This is a genomic window from Ferrimonas sp. YIN67 (assembly GCF_057219095.1).
The window spans coordinates 185,749-200,364 of the sequence record NZ_JBXVVJ010000001.1 but is presented as its reverse complement, the minus strand read 5'-3'; the positions used below and the strand labels follow the sequence as shown (position 1 = coordinate 200,364).

Sequence of the window (14,616 nt, the reverse complement as noted above, 5' to 3'; positions counted from 1 at the left end):
AGCATGAAAATGAAAAAGACCCTGTTGAGCATCGCGGCCACTGCTGCGCTGCTTGGCACCGCGCTGCCAGCCATTGCCGGCCCTGCCGGTGGTGCGCAGTGTGTGGTGGAAGAGCGTGAAGGTCGTGCCGCTTCCGAGCGTGTCGGCCGTAGCATTCAGCGTGCCTTTGATCTGTTCGATGAAGATAAGGTGGATGAGGCGATCGACATCCTGCTGGATCTCAATCCACGCAGTGATTACGACAAAGCCTACGTGAACCGCTTTATCGCCAACCTGTCCGCCGGTCAGGAAGATCGTTACGATCTTGCGGTAGAAAGCCTCGACAAGGCCGTGGCGGCCAACATCCTGAGTAATCAGGATCACGCCCAGTTGCTGCGCCTCAAGGGCGACATGGCCGTTCAGGGCGAGCAGTACGCCGATGCTCTGGAAGCGTTCCAGGCGTGGATGGATTTCACCTGTGATGAAAATGACATGGTGTATCTGCGCATGGCCGTGGCCAGCTCCGAGCTGAAAAAGTACGATGATGTGATCCGCTATGCTGACGATGCCATGCGCGTTAAAGGTGAGCCGGACCGCAACATCTACCTGCTGAAGATGGGCGCTTACTACGAGCAGAAGAAGTTCGAGTTGGCGGCCGGTCAGTTGGAAGCCATGCTGACCCACTTCCCGGACAACCCGAAGTTGTGGGTTCAACTCGGTCAGCTGTACCTGTTGGCAGAGAATAACGAGAAGGCCCTCTACACCCTGGATGTGGCATTCCGTAGTGATCTGCTCGACACTGGCGCAGAGCTGCGCTTGTTGGGCCAGTTGCTGCATGCTCGCGATCTGCCATACAGCTCAGCGATCATCCAGGAGTTTGCCCTGGAGCGTGAACTGTTGGAGCGTGAGGCCAGTGTGCTGTCCGGCATCGGCAATGCGTATTACCAGGCCCGTGAAACCGAGAAGGCGATCCAGTACTTCGGCGAAGCCGCAGAGCTGACCAACCTGAGTCGGGATCACCGCCGTAAAGCCAACCTGCTGATCCAGCAGGAGCGCTTTAAGGATGCCAAGGTTGCCTTGCACAAGGCACTGAAAGGGGATGAACTGGAGCCGGAGCATGAGGCGCAAATCCATTTGCAACTCGCTCAGTCTCACTTCTACCTGGAAGAGTACCAAGATGCGGTGGCCCAGGCTGAACTGGCGATGCGTGATAAGCGTTTGAAGCGCAGCGTGGAAGGCTGGCTGGATTACATCAAAGACACGGCCAAGCGCCGCGGTGTTGAACTGTAAACCGGCTTGATGCCCAAGAAAAAACGGTCTCCTAGGAGGCCGTTTTTTTGTCGTGTTAGGTACTAGGGAAGAGCCTAGGTACTAGGGAAGAGCCAGAGCTCTTAGAACCCAGAACCCAGAACCTAGCTGTAGACTTTCAGCACCTGGCACCCAGCACCTGGCACCCAGCACCTGGCACCCAGCACCCAGCACCCAGCACCTGGCGCCTGGCACCTGGCACCTGGCACCTGGCACCGGGCACCTGGCACTTAGCACCCAGCACCTAGGTTCTTAGCGCCTGGACCTGTACTTGGGAGCATTCACTGTTCGTCTGGAGTGGCATTATTGAGACGATCAGTTAGGACATGTTCCAGTCCTTCCATTTTCGCGCTCCCGATCATCTGAATTATTCCGCTGCTGTGGTAGGCTTCGCGCCACTCTCTCTACCTTAAAATCACAATGAAAACCGTACAAACCACTGTCTTGGTGAGCGCGCTGACGCTGGCCCTGACGGCGTGCTCGAGTGCGCCGGAACCTGCTGACGAGGGATTCTCCCTCACCATTGCCCACATTAACGATACCCACTCCAACTTTGATCCGGTTGCTGGCAGTCTGAGCAATCCGGTACTGGGGAACGATAGGGTTTACACCCGCTTCGGGGGACACCCGCGTCTCCTGACTCAGATCGATACCATCCGCGCTCAGGCCGAGCGTGACGGTCGCCCAATGCTGACCCTGCATGGTGGTGATGCCTGGCAGGGCACCGGCTATTTCAAGCTCAATAACGGCAAGATGAACGCCGATATCCTCTCTCGCATGGGGCTGGATGCCATGGCCGTGGGCAACCATGAGTTCGATCTCGATAATGCCAGATTGCGTGAGTTTATCGACGGGGTGAATTTCCCCATGTTGGCCGCCAATATGGATGTCGCTGCGGACCCTGATCTCAGTGGCACGGATAACCTCTTGCCCTATGTGATTTACGCCTTCGATGGCCATGACAAGACACGGGTGACCGATCACAGCAATTTGCCTGAGGATAAGCCGTTGCTGGCGGTGGTGGGGTTCGTGCTGGAGGATATGCCGACCATCTCTCCCAATGTGGGTGAGGTTCGGTTTGCCGAAGAGATCGCCACGGCTCAAGCCATGGTCGATGAACTGACCGCTTTAGGGGTCGATACCATCATAGGTGTGACACATTTGGGACTGGCACGGGATCAGGCGATCGCCCGCAATGTGGCCGGGATCGATGCCATCGTCGGTGGGCATTCCCACTCCCTGCTAGGCGACTTCAGCAATCTGGGCTGGGGTGACGGTGGTCAGTATGCCGAGATCATCGAGGGCCCAGATGGCCATCGTACCTGTCTTCTGCAAGCCGGGCAGTACGCCCAGGCAGTCGGCCAGGCGCAGTTGAGTTTCCACGGCGATGGCAGCTTGGCCTCCTGTGAGGGGGGAAATACCCTGCTGTCTGATGCGACGTTTTTTGTCGATGGCCAATATCGGCAGGTTGTGACGGCGAAAGCTCAGTCGCAGGTAGAAGATTTCATTGAAGGTGAGGCCAATATTGCCATCACGGCGGAAGACGCCGAGTTGCGCGCCCATATCGACCGGGAGTATCTGCCCACCTTGACCGCCGCCTATGGTGAGGTGATCGGCAATGTGCCTGAAGCCCTGGTGCATGAGCGTCGACCCAACGACGGGGGCACGGATCAACACGGTTCCCGGGTTGCGCCTCTGGTGGCGGAAGCCATGCTGCATTTTGCCAACAGTGATGCGGTGCAGGCGGTAACTGGCATGAAGGCCGATCTGGCGCTGGTGGGGGCCGGTGGCATTCGCACCAACCTGGATGAAGGGGCTTACTATGAAGGTTCGGTTTCCATGGAGCTGCTGCCGTTTTCCAATTACCTGTCGGTCTTGACCGTCAAGGGGAGTGATCTGCTCGGTTTGCTTGAGGAAACCGTCACCAAGTCGTTGCCGGACGATGCGCACAAGGGCAAGTTCCCGTACGGCGGAGGCCTGCGCTATCACTTTATGGAAACGACCGCTCAGGTCGAAGGCCAGTTGGTCCGCGTAGAAGTGCGCCACGAAGGGGAAAACGGGCCAGTATGGCAACCGTTACAGGCGGGGCAGGAGTACACCCTGGTGACCACCAACTACAACGCCAATGGCAATGATGATTGGGATGCGCTGTTCCATGCCCAGTCTCAGGAAGCCCGGCGGATGGATCTCGCCTTTGTCGACGGCGAGATCGTCGCCTTTCCGGTGAGTCGTGTGGTGCAGGAGGGCCAGCGTTTTGTCGCCCGCTACCCTCAGGGTCGCCCGGACTGTGACAGTCAAACTGTACGCTGTGCCAGTGACGCCCAGGCGTTTATCGACTACATCCGAGACGTTCGCCCCAGGGTGGTAGAACTGGCCGAGCCTGCGGTGACGTTGGAGCTTAACCGCTAAACCCCTCGACGAAGAAGCGCGCCCGGACTCGAAGGAGTCGGGCGCGTTTTTTGTTGGCGTCTGCTGAACGGGCGTTTGATCACAAAATGGGCAGAGGAGCTGGGCAAGAGGATCCGGTCATGCTGGCTTTAAGAAGGCCGTGGGACAGTGATGGGTGCTGATGGCACAGGGTGTCCATGGCGGGTTGTTCCATCGGCTGCGAGTGAGGGGCTTTGGGGACATAAGTGGGGCATAAGTAATGGATTTAAAAGGGACTTGTTACGTAAGTGTTGGGTCATTAAAATGCCGCCGCAAATCGGTCAGTGGTGGCCGACCCCTCAGATAAGGAAGTGGTATGAAGAAGTGGACAGTGCTGGCGTGCTTGCTGTGCAGCCAGGGCGCGGTGGCCGGAGAGTGGGTGCAGTGGTGGGATGCCAGTGTCAGCGGTTTGTACGGGGAAGAGTACGAAGTGGATCCACACCGTCAGACCACGGTGACTTTGGAGACGGCCGGTGGTTGGAAGTACGGTGACTGGTTTGTGTTCCAGGATCTGATCTGGTTTGGCGGTGGTGGCGAGACCAACTATGGCGAGATCTCAACCCGCTTTAGCGCCAGCAAGATCAGTGGCAACCCCATTGGATTGGGGCCGCTGTCGGATCTCTCCCTGGCGCTGGCCCTGGAGCAGGGTAAAGATGCTGGTGAAACCGTGCTTTACGGGATTGGCTCGGATTGGCAGTTGCCCGGGGCCAAATATCTGCAGTTTAACCTGTATCGTCGTGAGCCGATTGGCAGTGACTTTAATATCAGTGACGGCTGGCAGTTGACTAGTTGCTACCGGTTCGATCTGCCCCTGGGAAGCTCCAAGCTGGTGATCGATGGCTACATCGATTGGGTGTTTGCCAGTGATGATGCTGCGTACAGCAATAACTTCCACTTTAATCCGCAGATCAAATACGATCTTGGTGCCCTGGTGATGAACAAGCCGGATCACCTTTTCGTTGGTATCGAGTACGACTACTGGGCCGATAAATATGGGATCGATGGCGTCGATCAAAACACTTACTCTGCACTGGTGAAATACCATTTCTGAGTCGAGAGCGAAGAAAAAACGCCCCGAGGCTTTGCCTTCGGGGCGTTTTATTATCCCGCCTGACGCTGAAACAACTCGACGATCTCGGCGCTTTTGCGCAGGGTCCGCAGCTGCTGAAACTGCTCGGTGGCTTCCGGGTAGGCCTTGCGCAGGTAGCCGAACCACTGCTTGATGCGGTTGGGCAGGTAGATCTCCTTATCCCCCATCACCTCCATCTGGGTGTAGCGATAAAGAATGGGCTGCATCTCGTCCCAGCTCAGCGGCGCCGCGCCGTGCTTGACCACATGGCCAAAGTTGGCAATGCGCAACGAGCCGCGGCCCACCATGAGATCGGTGCAGCCGGAGGCCTGTTGACAGGCTAGGGCATCTTGGTGGCTGAAGATCTCGCCGTTGGCGATCACCGGAATATCCAGCTTCTCCACCACCGGCTTGATGTGATCCCACTTGATGGCGTCGGCCTTGTAGCCGTCGGTCTTGGTGCGGGCGTGGATCGCCAGCTCGTCGGCGCCGCCTTGCACTACGGCGTCGGCGATCTCATGGACATGGGCGGGATCGTCCCAACCCAGGCGGATCTTGGCACTTAAGATCTGATCGGCGGGGATGGCCTGGCGCATGGCAGACAAGATCTGGTAGATGGACTCGGGCTCTTGCAACAGGACCGCGCCGCCCTTGGATCTGTTGACCGTCTTGGCCGGACAGCCAAAGTTCATGTCCACGCCCGGGGAGCCCAGCTCGATGGCCCGGGCGGCGTTCTCGGCGAGCCACTGGGGCTGCTGGCCCAGTAATTGGACCCGCACCGGCGTGCCACTGGGGGTCTTGCCGCCATTGTGCAGCTCCGGCGACAGCCGGTAGAACACCTTCTTGGGCAGCAGTACGTCCACCACACGAATGAATTCGGTGACGCACAGATCATAGGGATTGAGCTCGCTGAGCAGGTGCCGCATCAAGGGATCCATGACCCCTTCCATCGGCGCTAAAACCAAACGCATGCAGATAATGTGTCTTCAAAAATGGGGGCGCAAGTGTACCAGTTCCCCCGGCATTGGCCAGCGTGACAGGTCAAATAATGGCCAAAAAGCTGGCGCGTGGAAAAAAAGTTGATAACTTGTGAAATGCAAGGCAGGGAGACGAGGTCTCTTTGTCTGTACCAGCGCCGAAGGCTGCTGGATAAACATAGGTTTGAAAACTCTGAAGGAATACGACAATGAATACTGCGAAGAAAACCTCTGTTGCCGCTGCCCTGGGTGCGCTGGTCGTTGGTGGAACCCTGACTGCGGCGCAAGCCAATCCCTTTGCCATGACACAGTTGGCCAGTGGCTACGATGTCTCCACCACCATGGGAGATAAAGGTCATGAAGGCAAATGTGGCGAAGGCAAGTGCGGCGGCGAGGGCATGAAGAAGGGGATGGAAGAGGGCAAGTGCGGCGAAGGCAAGTGCGGCGAAGGCATGAAGAAAGGGATGAAAGAGGGCAAGTGCGGCGAAGGCAAGTGCGGTGAAGGGATGAAGAAAGGGATGAAAGAGGGTAAGTGTGGCGAAGGCAAATGCGGCGGAGAAGCCAAGGGGCGCGAAGGGAAGTGTGGCGAAGGCAAATGCGGTGACTCAGCCTAAGTCACGTGTTTGAATGGAACACAGATCGGGGCCGGCGGTTGCTGGCCCTGCTTGTTTCCTGTTGCAGAGGAGAGGCAGTATGACGATTCAGGGAGCCGGTGTGGGGTTGCGCCGGGAGATGGTGGCCGAGCTGGCGCAAGGTGCTATTCCCGATGGGCTGGGCTTTATGGAGGTGGCGCCGGAGAATTGGCTTAGGGTGAACCCCAGGCTGAAGCGGCAGTTTGCTTCCATCGCTGAGCGTTGTCCTGTGATCTGCCATGGTCTGTCTCTGTCCATTGGTGCCCCCGCCCCTTTGGATGAAGGCTTTGTCCGCCAGGTGAAGGGCTTTATGGATGCCCATGGCATAGAGATCTATTCGGAGCACCTCTCCTACTGCAGTGGTAATGCCCACCTGTACGATCTGATGCCGATCCCCTTTACCGAGGAAGCGGTGGCTCATGTGGTCGAGCGGGTCCGGCGGGTCCAGGATATTCTCGAACGCCCCCTGGTGCTGGAGAACGTGTCCTACTACGCCGCGCCCGGAGCTCAGATGAGCGAGTCCGAGTTTCTTAATGGGGTACTGGCTGGCGCCGATTGTGAGCTGCTGCTGGATGTGAACAACATCTATGTCAACAGCGTCAACCATGGTTACGATCCTGTGGTGTTTCTCCAGTCTTTGCCGAGCGAGCGGATCCGCTACCTGCACATTGCCGGGCATTACCGGGAGGCGGAGGATCTGATCGTCGACACTCACGGCGCCGATGTGATCGATCCGGTCTGGGATCTGCTGCGCGAGACCTACCGGACACATGGGGTGTATCCAACTCTGTTGGAGCGGGATTTTAACCTGCCACCCATGGCTCAGTTGATGGCAGAGGTCGGCCAGATCGCCGCTATCCAGCACGAATATGCCCCGTCATTAGGGAGGATCTGGGCATGAGTGATTTCACCCGGATCCAGCAAGATTTCATGGCGCGCATTCGGGCTCCCGAGACGCCGGAGCCGCCGGAAGGCGTCGAAGCCCGTCGGCTCAAGGTGTATCGCGAGTTGATGTTCAACAATGTCAGTAGCTTTATCGATAGCGGTTTCCCCGTCCTGCGCAGCCTGACAGCAGCGGGGGAGTGGCAGGCGCGCAAGCGGCGCTTCTTTGCCGAACACGATTGTCGCTCGCCCCTGTTTGTCGACATCGCCCGGGAGTTTCTGAGTTTTCTGCCCCGGTGTGATGAGCCGGATAAGGGGTTGCGGCCTTGGGAATTGGCGCTGGCGGAGTATGAATACCTGGAGCTGAAGATCGATACGATGGCAGAAGTGACGGATCAGCCCGTGCTGGGCGAGGCGGCACAACTCTTGTTTCAGCCTCTATGCCTCTATCGAGCCGCGCACCTGGCCCAATACGACTACCCGGTGCATTGCCTGGGCAGCCAGCGTTCGAATGTTGAGCCGACGCCGACTTATTTGCTGGTGTATCGAGATCTCGAAGATGAGGTGGCCTTTATTGAGCTCAATGCCATGACGGCCCGGTTGCTCAGTGCATTGCAAGCGACACCAGGCCAAACGGCCGAAGCGGTGATTTTGACCATGACCGAGGCTCTGCCTGAGCTGGCACCCGAGGTGGTGGCACAGGGGGCCGGGCAAATTTTACTTGAGATGGCATCCCTTGGGATAGTACGAAGCGCTGCCCGGTTTTAGGGTGAATTTGCTTGATGAAAAAGGGAGCCCAACGGCTCCCTTTGCGGTTTTCGCTTCTCCGTAGGGGATCAGCGTTGGCCTTGGATCCGATCCTTCGCCTTGAGTTTGTCAAACTCCAGAGTGGCGTTCACCAGTGACTCAACAATCTCGGGATATTGTCTGGCAATATCCTGCTGTTCGCCTGGATCCTTCGACAGATCATACAGTTCGGGGGTGAGATAGAGATCACGACGGGAAAACATAGGGAGCTCATGCTTCATCCGCTTGCGACCGTTGAGCTCTTTAAAGGCTTTTTCCATTGCCGGTTTATCGGCCGGCCACTGTAGTTTGAAGTTGTCTTTAAGTACCGCATGCCCTGTGCTGGCGCGCCAGAACAGCGTATCACGGGGTGAGCCGGCTTTCTCGCCGCTTAAGTAAGGCAGCAGATCGGTGCCATCGAAATCGCGGTCATCCGGCATGCTTGCCCCGGCGGCGGCAACGGCGGTGGGGAAGATATCCAGATTTGAAACCACTCCCTCCTTGTACACCTGCCCCCCTTTTAATTTTGCGGGCCAAGTGACGGAAAAGGGCATTCTCAGGCCACCTTCATAAAAGGTCGCTTTACCACCACGGAAATCGCCATTGCCCGCGGGACCGATCCCGCCATTGTCGTTGGTCAGGATGATCAGCGTGTTGTCATCGAGATCCAGTTCTTCCAGCGCCTGGGTGATGCGTCCCACCTGGGCATCGAACCCGGCGATCATGCCGTTATATACGGTCATAAAATCGGAATCCGGTGCGGCTTTGTCTCCCTTGGGCTTGCGGGCCTTGGTGGGGGCGCCTTCGGGCAGGTAGCGAGGATCGGCCTGGAATGGGGAGTGGACATTGAAGGGCGCGAAGTAGATGAAGAAGGGTTCATCCTTGTTGCTTTGGATAAAGTCGACGGCTTTTTCTCCCAAGGCGTCGGTGATATACCCCTCGCCTTCAGCCAGCTTCCCATTCTCATAGACTTTGCTCCAGTCGTAGTACGCGGCGCCGCCCCCCTTGAAGCCGTAGAAGTAGTCAAAGCCCCGTTGATTGGGTTGATACTTGTCGTTGACACCCAGGTGCCATTTGCCAAAGACCGCAGTGCGGTAGCCAACAGATTTTAAGACCTGGGGCAGGAAGATCTCGTTAACATCGACACCGTGGTCATATTTCACCGCATCTTTAGAGGGACCTGAGAGCGTTTCATAGGTGAAGCGGGATTGGTAGCGGCCGGTGATCAGGGCTGCTCGGGAGGGGGCGCAGACGTGGTGGGTGGCATAGGCCTGCTCGACAAAGACGCCCCGTTCTATCAAGGCGTCGACATGGGGCGTCTGGATGCTGGTATTGCCGGTATAACTGTATCCGGCATAGCTCATATCATCGGTGAGGATCACGATGATATTGGGTTGTTCGGCGGCGACACCGCTCGACATGACAGACACTCCGGCCAGAGCCAAGGTGGTAAGTAGGGGGAAATGGGTCTTCATAGTGCCATAAAACTCCGTTTTTATGTTTGGTCGTTCCCTGACCGAACCCCCCATGACGGCGGCTGGACCTGAACCGATGGAATGGTTTCACCTTATCAACTTTTACCCGGTGATAACCGTCTAGTAACGTTTGGTTTGGGGATTAATTGTCAATCAGTGTGGAGAAATGTTGTGAACATATGTGAAGGCAAAGGCTCCCCGGAGCTGACTCAAGTTCAAGAACGCCGGATTTGGTTATGTGAGTGTTGTGGCTTTATGGGAGCGGCGGTCCAGAACCTGTACTGTTCAAATTCTCGGATGTCGAAAGGCCGTTCGAGTTGATATCCGAGGGGATAGCTCCGGGCGTTGAGTAGAGCCTGCTGCCGACCGTTGCCTTGGGAGATTGCCAATCAGTGTAAATCCACGGATAAGAAAGGGAAATACCCTCATGTTTTAGGGGTTTTTATGTGATGGGTCTCACGTTACCATGGCCATCCTTTTCACATGGGAGTGTGCAGTCATGGCTGACCAAAATTTCAAAGAACCCTACAACCTGCTCCATTTTCTGGGCCTGTTGGCGGTGTTGCTGATCCCAACGGCACCCGCGACTCTGACCTGGATCAAGATCCTGGCCTCCTAGCTCGAATCGACTGGGATTCAAAGTTTGCATCTGAATCCTCGGAGGCTTAATCTTAGGCCGCAATACGGTTGATAAGCCCAGTTGCCGACGCGACTGGGTTTTTTTATTGTGGCTAGCTGGCCACCCGGGGATAAGAGATCACCATGAATCAAGCTTCACTGGCGCTGATCAAAGACAGCATCAAGACCATTCCTGATTACCCGAAAGAGGGGATCATGTTCCGCGACGTTACTTCTCTGATGGAAAATGGGGAGGCGTTCCGCCTGAGCATCGATCTGCTGGTCGCCCATTATAAAGATCGTGGTTTCACCAAGATCGTCGGAACCGAAGCCCGTGGCTTCCTGTTTGGCGCCCCGCTGGCGGTTGCCCTGGGCCTGGGCTTTGTCCCTGTGCGTAAGCCGGGCAAACTGCCCCGTCCGACCAATGCGCAAAGCTATGAGCTGGAATACGGGATGGATACTCTGGAGATCCACACCGACGCCATCGAAGCCGGTGACAAGGTTCTGGTGATCGATGATCTGCTGGCCACCGGCGGCACCATCGACGCCACCGTTACCCTGATCCGTGATCTGGGTGGGGAAGTGACCGATGCAGCCTTTGTGATCAACCTGCCTGATCTGGGCGGTGAGCAGCGCCTCAAGCAGCTGGGTCTGGAAGTGATGGCCCTGTGTGAGTTCGAAGGCGACTGATTTTTCCGCCAACGCGAACAAAAACGCGGCAACTGCTAAGCCGGGCCCATCCTTAGTGTTGGGCCCGGCTTTTTGCCCTCTGGGCGCTGTGATACCCTGTCTGAATACCCCAAGTTTGAAGTCCCAAGCGTTCCACGCACTTTAGGAGTCCCATGTCCTACCAGGTTCTGGCACGAAAATGGCGGCCAGCCACATTTGATCAGGTGGTCGGCCAGGAGCATGTGCTTAAGGCACTGACCCATGCGCTGCAACATAACCGCCTGCATCACGCCTATCTGTTTACCGGTACCCGTGGGGTGGGCAAGACCTCCATCGCCCGTTTGCTGGCCAAAGGGCTTAACTGTGAGCAGGGCGTTACCGCGACCCCTTGTGGCACCTGTGATAACTGTGTGGAGATCAGCCAGGGGCGCTTCGTCGATCTGTTGGAGATCGATGCGGCGTCGCGAACCAAGGTGGATGACACCCGGGAGATCCTGGATAACGTCCAGTATCAGCCGGTACGGGGGCGCTTCAAGGTGTACCTCATCGATGAAGTTCACATGCTGTCACGGCACAGCTTCAATGCGCTGCTCAAAACCCTGGAGGAGCCGCCGGAGCATGTGAAGTTCCTGCTGGCGACCACGGATCCGCAGAAGCTGCCGGTGACCGTCTTGTCGCGCTGCCTGCAGTTCAATCTTAAGAGCGTGACCCCCAAGCGCATCGCCACCCATCTGGCCAGGGTCCTGGATGCCGAGGGGATCGATTACGACAGTGGGGCACTGGATCTGCTGGCCCAGGGCGCCGATGGCAGCGTCCGGGATGGCATGAGCCTGACGGATCAGGCGATCGCCCATGGCGCCGGTGAGTTGCGCCTGGCTCAGGTGCAGGCGATGCTGGGGACGCTGGACAGCGCCTATGCGCTCAAGCTGCTGGACGCCTTGTGTCAGGGCGAGCCCCAGGAGATGCTGGACGTGCTCGACGAGGTGGAGAGCTTTGCACCGGATCATGACGATCTGCTGAGGCAGATGGCGGTGGTGCTGCACCAGGTTGCCCTGGCCCAGTTTAATCTCAAGGCCCATTCGACCCTGGCGGATGAAGCCCAGTTGGCTCAACTCGCCACAACCCTGGATCGGGAGCAGATCCAGCTCTGGTACCAGATCATCACTCAGGGACGCAAAGATCTCACCGTGGCGCCGGATCCACGCAGTGGTTTGGAGATGACCCTGCTGCGCGCCCTGGCGTTTGCCCCGGCGGCACCGCTGCCCCCCCTGCAGGCTCGTCAGCTCGAGGCGCCGGCGGTTGAGCCTATGGCTTCGGCACCGGCTGCAGCCAAGGCCGAAACAGGGCCAGCGCCCGAAGCGAAGTTTGGGGCTCAGCCACAAGGTGCCCCTCAGTCGGCCGTTGAGCCGCATTCTTTGGCTACCGCAGAGGGTTCGACATCGCAGGTGCAGCCTGTCACCGAGGTATCCCCAAAGCCCCAGGCCCAGGCCAAGATCCCCTCTTCGCAGCCGTTACCTGCTCAGGAAGTGTCGAAACCGGCTCTTGAGTCGGAGGCGCGATCCCAAGTTCAGCCTGCGTTGGTTGAACCGGTAACGACGACCGAGTCCGAGGTGAGCAGGCCGACCACTCAACCCCGCCAAGGCGATGATGCCGAGGCATTGATGGCTCAGCAAGCTCAGATCGAGCAGCAGGCTCAGTCACAGCGTCAGGCCATGGCCTCGCCGCCCTGCGATCTCAATCCACCGCCGCTGATGCAGGATGAGGCCGCCATGGCGGCGGAGCAGATGATGCTGATGGATCAGGCTGCCGAGATGATGCTGCCACCACAGGAGCCGGACGGCCCTGTCGAGGCTCAGCCTGAGGCCGCAACGTCGGCACAGGTTGGCCTGAACACGGCGGATCTGATCAGCCAGGTACTGGCCAACCAGAGCAGCCTGACGCAACGTTTTGCGCCCTCGGAGGAGGTCAAAGAGACACCAGCCGAGCCGAAGCTGAGTAAGCCCCCTGCCAAGCCAGCGGCGGCGCCTCGGCCCCCAAAGCCTGAGGCCGTTGCGCAGGGCGCAGCGGCCCGTCCCGCGCAGTCCGATCCCGATGATCGCCCACCGTGGCGGACGGACGATGAAGCTCCAGAGAGCGAACCCGTGCCCGCGTTGGTCAAGCCAGCAGAGCAGACCAAGCCCGATGTGACGAGTGAAGCTGTGACGGCTCCGGCAGCGCCGGAGCCTGAGCCTACGGCTGTGCCTGTGCCTGCGGCTGAGCCCGCGGCTGAGCCCGCGCCAGCCATGCCTCAAGCCGATGAAGCGTCGCAATTGGATATGCAGTGGTATGGGGCCATGGGTAAGCTGGGGATCGGTGCCCGCCCTCGCCAGTTGGCGGTGAACTCGGTGCTCAGCCGGGAGGGGGATCAAGTGATCCTCTCCCTGCGTAGCGAACAGCGTCACCTCAACAGTGACTCTGTGGTGGCACCATTGAAACAGAGTCTGGAACAGTTATGGCAATGTCCGGTCGAACTGACCATCGAGGTTGCCGATAAACCGGGGCGTGAGACTCCGCTGGAGATCCGTCGTCGGCGTCATAAGGAAAAATTGGTACAGGCACGGGAGGATCTGCTGGCGGACCCGGTGATCCAATGGATGCAGGGCGAGCTGGAGGCCCAGTTGATCCAAGAGTCGGTGGGTTATCAGACCCCTGACTGATCTCAGTGTGATACCTCTTGTTCGGGGGCGCGGTTTTAGTAACATGTGCCCCCATCAGCGTTTAGTACAGTTTATAGAGAGAGCGAATTATGTTTGGTAAAGGCGGAATGGGTAACCTGATGAAGCAGGCGCAGCAGATGCAAGAGCGCATGCAGAAAGCCCAGGAAGAGATCGCACAGATGGAGTCTGTGGGCGAGTCCGGTGCCGGTATGGTGAAGATCACCATGAACGGTGCCCACAATGTGCGTCGCGTCGAGATCGACGAGAGCCTGATGGAAGACGACAAAGAGATGCTGGAAGATCTGATCGCCGCTGCCATCAACGATGCCGCGCGCCGCGTCGAAGAGAACCAGAAGACCAAGATGGCCGAGATCACCGGCGGTATGAACCTGCCTGCAGGCATGAAACTGCCGTTCTGATGAAATTCAGTCCCCTGGTCGATGCGCTGATCAAGTCCCTGCAGTGTTTGCCTGGGGTTGGGCCACGTTCGGCCCAGCGCATGGCCTTTCAGATGCTGGAGCGGGATCGCAGTGGCGGTGCCCGGTTGGGGGCAGCCCTGACCGAGGCGATGAGTGAGGTGGGGCACTGTCAAAGCTGTCGCACCTACACCGAACAGCCACTGTGTCGGATCTGTGACAACCCCAAGCGGGCCGAAACCGGTCAGCTGTGTGTCGTGGAATCCCCGGCGGACATGCTGGCGATCGAGACCGCCGGTCAGTACAGCGGGCGCTACTTTGTCCTGATGGGGCACCTGTCGCCACTCGATGGCATCGGTCCCGATGACATTGGCCTTGAGCGGCTCGATGCCATGCTGGCGGACGGTCAGTGGCAGGAGGTGATCCTGGCCACCAACCCCACCGTCGAGGGTGAGGCCACGGCGCAATACATTGCCGATATGGCCAGATCCCACGGGGTGGAGATCAGCCGCATTGCCCACGGCGTTCCCGTAGGCGGTGAGTTGGAGTACGTCGACGGCACCACGTTGGCGCTCTCCTTCAGTGGGCGGACGAAGTTGTAGCGCCTGAGCGCACCATGCAGCAACACAAGGCACCGATAAGGGTGCCTTTTTGTTTTCTGGTGATTGTTAATTTCGGGTTT

12 protein-coding genes are annotated in these 14,616 nt (G+C 58.2%); 10 read left to right on the top strand and 2 right to left on the bottom strand.

Annotation, left to right across the window (positions count from 1 at the left end; genetic code table 11):
- Positions 1-3 precede the first annotated feature (3 nt).
- From AC2D8U_RS00725 to AC2D8U_RS00715, 3 genes are all read left to right on the top strand, one after another.
- The gene (locus AC2D8U_RS00725; protein WP_484617116.1) at positions 4-1,269 is read left to right on the top strand and encodes a tetratricopeptide repeat protein; all 1,266 of its coding nucleotides are present in this window, start codon (positions 4-6) and stop codon (positions 1,267-1,269) included.
- Positions 1,270-1,707: 438 nt separating this feature from the next.
- Positions 1,708-3,696 (top strand): bifunctional metallophosphatase/5'-nucleotidase, encoded by a 1,989-nt coding sequence (locus tag AC2D8U_RS00720; RefSeq protein ID WP_484617115.1) that lies wholly within the window; start codon positions 1,708-1,710, stop codon positions 3,694-3,696.
- A gap of 334 nt (positions 3,697-4,030) precedes the next feature.
- Positions 4,031-4,765, top strand: coding sequence for an outer membrane protein OmpK (locus AC2D8U_RS00715; protein WP_484617114.1), 735 nt, complete (start codon positions 4,031-4,033; stop codon positions 4,763-4,765).
- Between the two features lie 50 nt (positions 4,766-4,815).
- Here the strand turns inward: AC2D8U_RS00715 and dusC are convergent, their stop codons facing one another.
- Positions 4,816-5,754, bottom strand: a complete 939-nt coding sequence (gene dusC, locus AC2D8U_RS00710; RefSeq protein ID WP_484617113.1) for a tRNA dihydrouridine(16) synthase DusC — start codon at positions 5,752-5,754, stop codon at positions 4,816-4,818.
- A 215-nt stretch (positions 5,755-5,969) separates the two neighbouring features.
- Between dusC and AC2D8U_RS00705 the strand changes: the two genes are divergently transcribed.
- The 3 genes from AC2D8U_RS00705 to AC2D8U_RS00695 all read left to right on the top strand — a co-directional run bounded on the left by AC2D8U_RS00705 (position 5,970) and on the right by AC2D8U_RS00695 (position 8,042).
- Positions 5,970-6,374: an HvfA family oxazolone/thioamide-modified RiPP metallophore gene (locus AC2D8U_RS00705; protein WP_484617112.1), complete on the top strand. Its 405-nt coding sequence runs from the start codon at positions 5,970-5,972 to the stop codon at positions 6,372-6,374.
- A 79-nt stretch (positions 6,375-6,453) separates the two neighbouring features.
- Positions 6,454-7,293: an HvfB family MNIO-type RiPP peptide maturase gene (locus AC2D8U_RS00700; RefSeq protein WP_484617111.1), complete on the top strand. Its 840-nt coding sequence runs from the start codon at positions 6,454-6,456 to the stop codon at positions 7,291-7,293.
- Entirely contained in the window at positions 7,290-8,042 is a 753-nt protein-coding gene (locus tag AC2D8U_RS00695; RefSeq protein ID WP_484617110.1) for an HvfC family RiPP maturation protein, read from the top strand. The genes AC2D8U_RS00700 and AC2D8U_RS00695 overlap by 4 nt, the downstream gene beginning before the upstream one ends.
- Positions 8,043-8,110: 68 nt before the next feature.
- Here the strand turns inward: AC2D8U_RS00695 and AC2D8U_RS00690 are convergent, their stop codons facing one another.
- Complete coding sequence (locus AC2D8U_RS00690) at positions 8,111-9,535, bottom strand: sulfatase-like hydrolase/transferase (protein ID WP_484617109.1); 1,425 nt, start codon at positions 9,533-9,535, stop codon at positions 8,111-8,113.
- Positions 9,536-10,291: 756 nt separating this feature from the next.
- On the opposite strand from AC2D8U_RS00690, the gene apt reads away from it, so the two are divergent.
- The 4 genes from apt to recR all read left to right on the top strand — a co-directional run bounded on the left by apt (position 10,292) and on the right by recR (position 14,536).
- Complete coding sequence (apt, locus tag AC2D8U_RS00685; protein WP_484617694.1) at positions 10,292-10,843, top strand: adenine phosphoribosyltransferase; 552 nt, start codon at positions 10,292-10,294, stop codon at positions 10,841-10,843.
- A 152-nt stretch (positions 10,844-10,995) separates the two neighbouring features.
- Positions 10,996-13,518, top strand: coding sequence for a DNA polymerase III subunit gamma/tau (gene dnaX / locus AC2D8U_RS00680; RefSeq protein ID WP_484617108.1), 2,523 nt, complete (start codon positions 10,996-10,998; stop codon positions 13,516-13,518).
- 89 nt (positions 13,519-13,607) lie between these two features.
- On the top strand, positions 13,608-13,937 hold the full coding sequence (locus AC2D8U_RS00675; protein ID WP_345335892.1) for a YbaB/EbfC family nucleoid-associated protein: 330 nt from the start codon (positions 13,608-13,610) through the stop codon (positions 13,935-13,937).
- Entirely contained in the window at positions 13,937-14,536 is a 600-nt protein-coding gene (recR, locus tag AC2D8U_RS00670; RefSeq protein ID WP_484617107.1) for a recombination mediator RecR, read from the top strand. The genes AC2D8U_RS00675 and recR overlap by 1 nt, the downstream gene beginning before the upstream one ends.
- The last annotated feature ends 80 nt before the right edge of the window (positions 14,537-14,616 follow it).

Bases quoted from the DNA above. Each gene is read 5' to 3' on its own strand.
- AC2D8U_RS00725 (WP_484617116.1), top strand. From the start codon at position 4: ATGAAAATGAAAAAGACCCTGTTGAGCATCGCGGCCACTGCTGCGCTG.
- AC2D8U_RS00720 (WP_484617115.1), top strand. From the start codon at position 1,708: ATGAAAACCGTACAAACCACTGTCTTGGTGAGCGCGCTGACGCTGGCC.
- AC2D8U_RS00715 (WP_484617114.1), top strand. From the start codon at position 4,031: ATGAAGAAGTGGACAGTGCTGGCGTGCTTGCTGTGCAGCCAGGGCGCG.
- dusC (WP_484617113.1), bottom strand. From the start codon at position 5,754: ATGCGTTTGGTTTTAGCGCCGATGGAAGGGGTCATGGATCCCTTGATG.
- AC2D8U_RS00705 (WP_484617112.1), top strand. From the start codon at position 5,970: ATGAATACTGCGAAGAAAACCTCTGTTGCCGCTGCCCTGGGTGCGCTG.
- AC2D8U_RS00700 (WP_484617111.1), top strand. From the start codon at position 6,454: ATGACGATTCAGGGAGCCGGTGTGGGGTTGCGCCGGGAGATGGTGGCC.
- AC2D8U_RS00695 (WP_484617110.1), top strand. From the start codon at position 7,290: ATGAGTGATTTCACCCGGATCCAGCAAGATTTCATGGCGCGCATTCGG.
- AC2D8U_RS00690 (WP_484617109.1), bottom strand. From the start codon at position 9,535: ATGAAGACCCATTTCCCCCTACTTACCACCTTGGCTCTGGCCGGAGTG.
- dnaX (WP_484617108.1), top strand. From the start codon at position 10,996: ATGTCCTACCAGGTTCTGGCACGAAAATGGCGGCCAGCCACATTTGAT.
- AC2D8U_RS00675 (WP_345335892.1), top strand. From the start codon at position 13,608: ATGTTTGGTAAAGGCGGAATGGGTAACCTGATGAAGCAGGCGCAGCAG.
- recR (WP_484617107.1), top strand. From the start codon at position 13,937: ATGAAATTCAGTCCCCTGGTCGATGCGCTGATCAAGTCCCTGCAGTGT.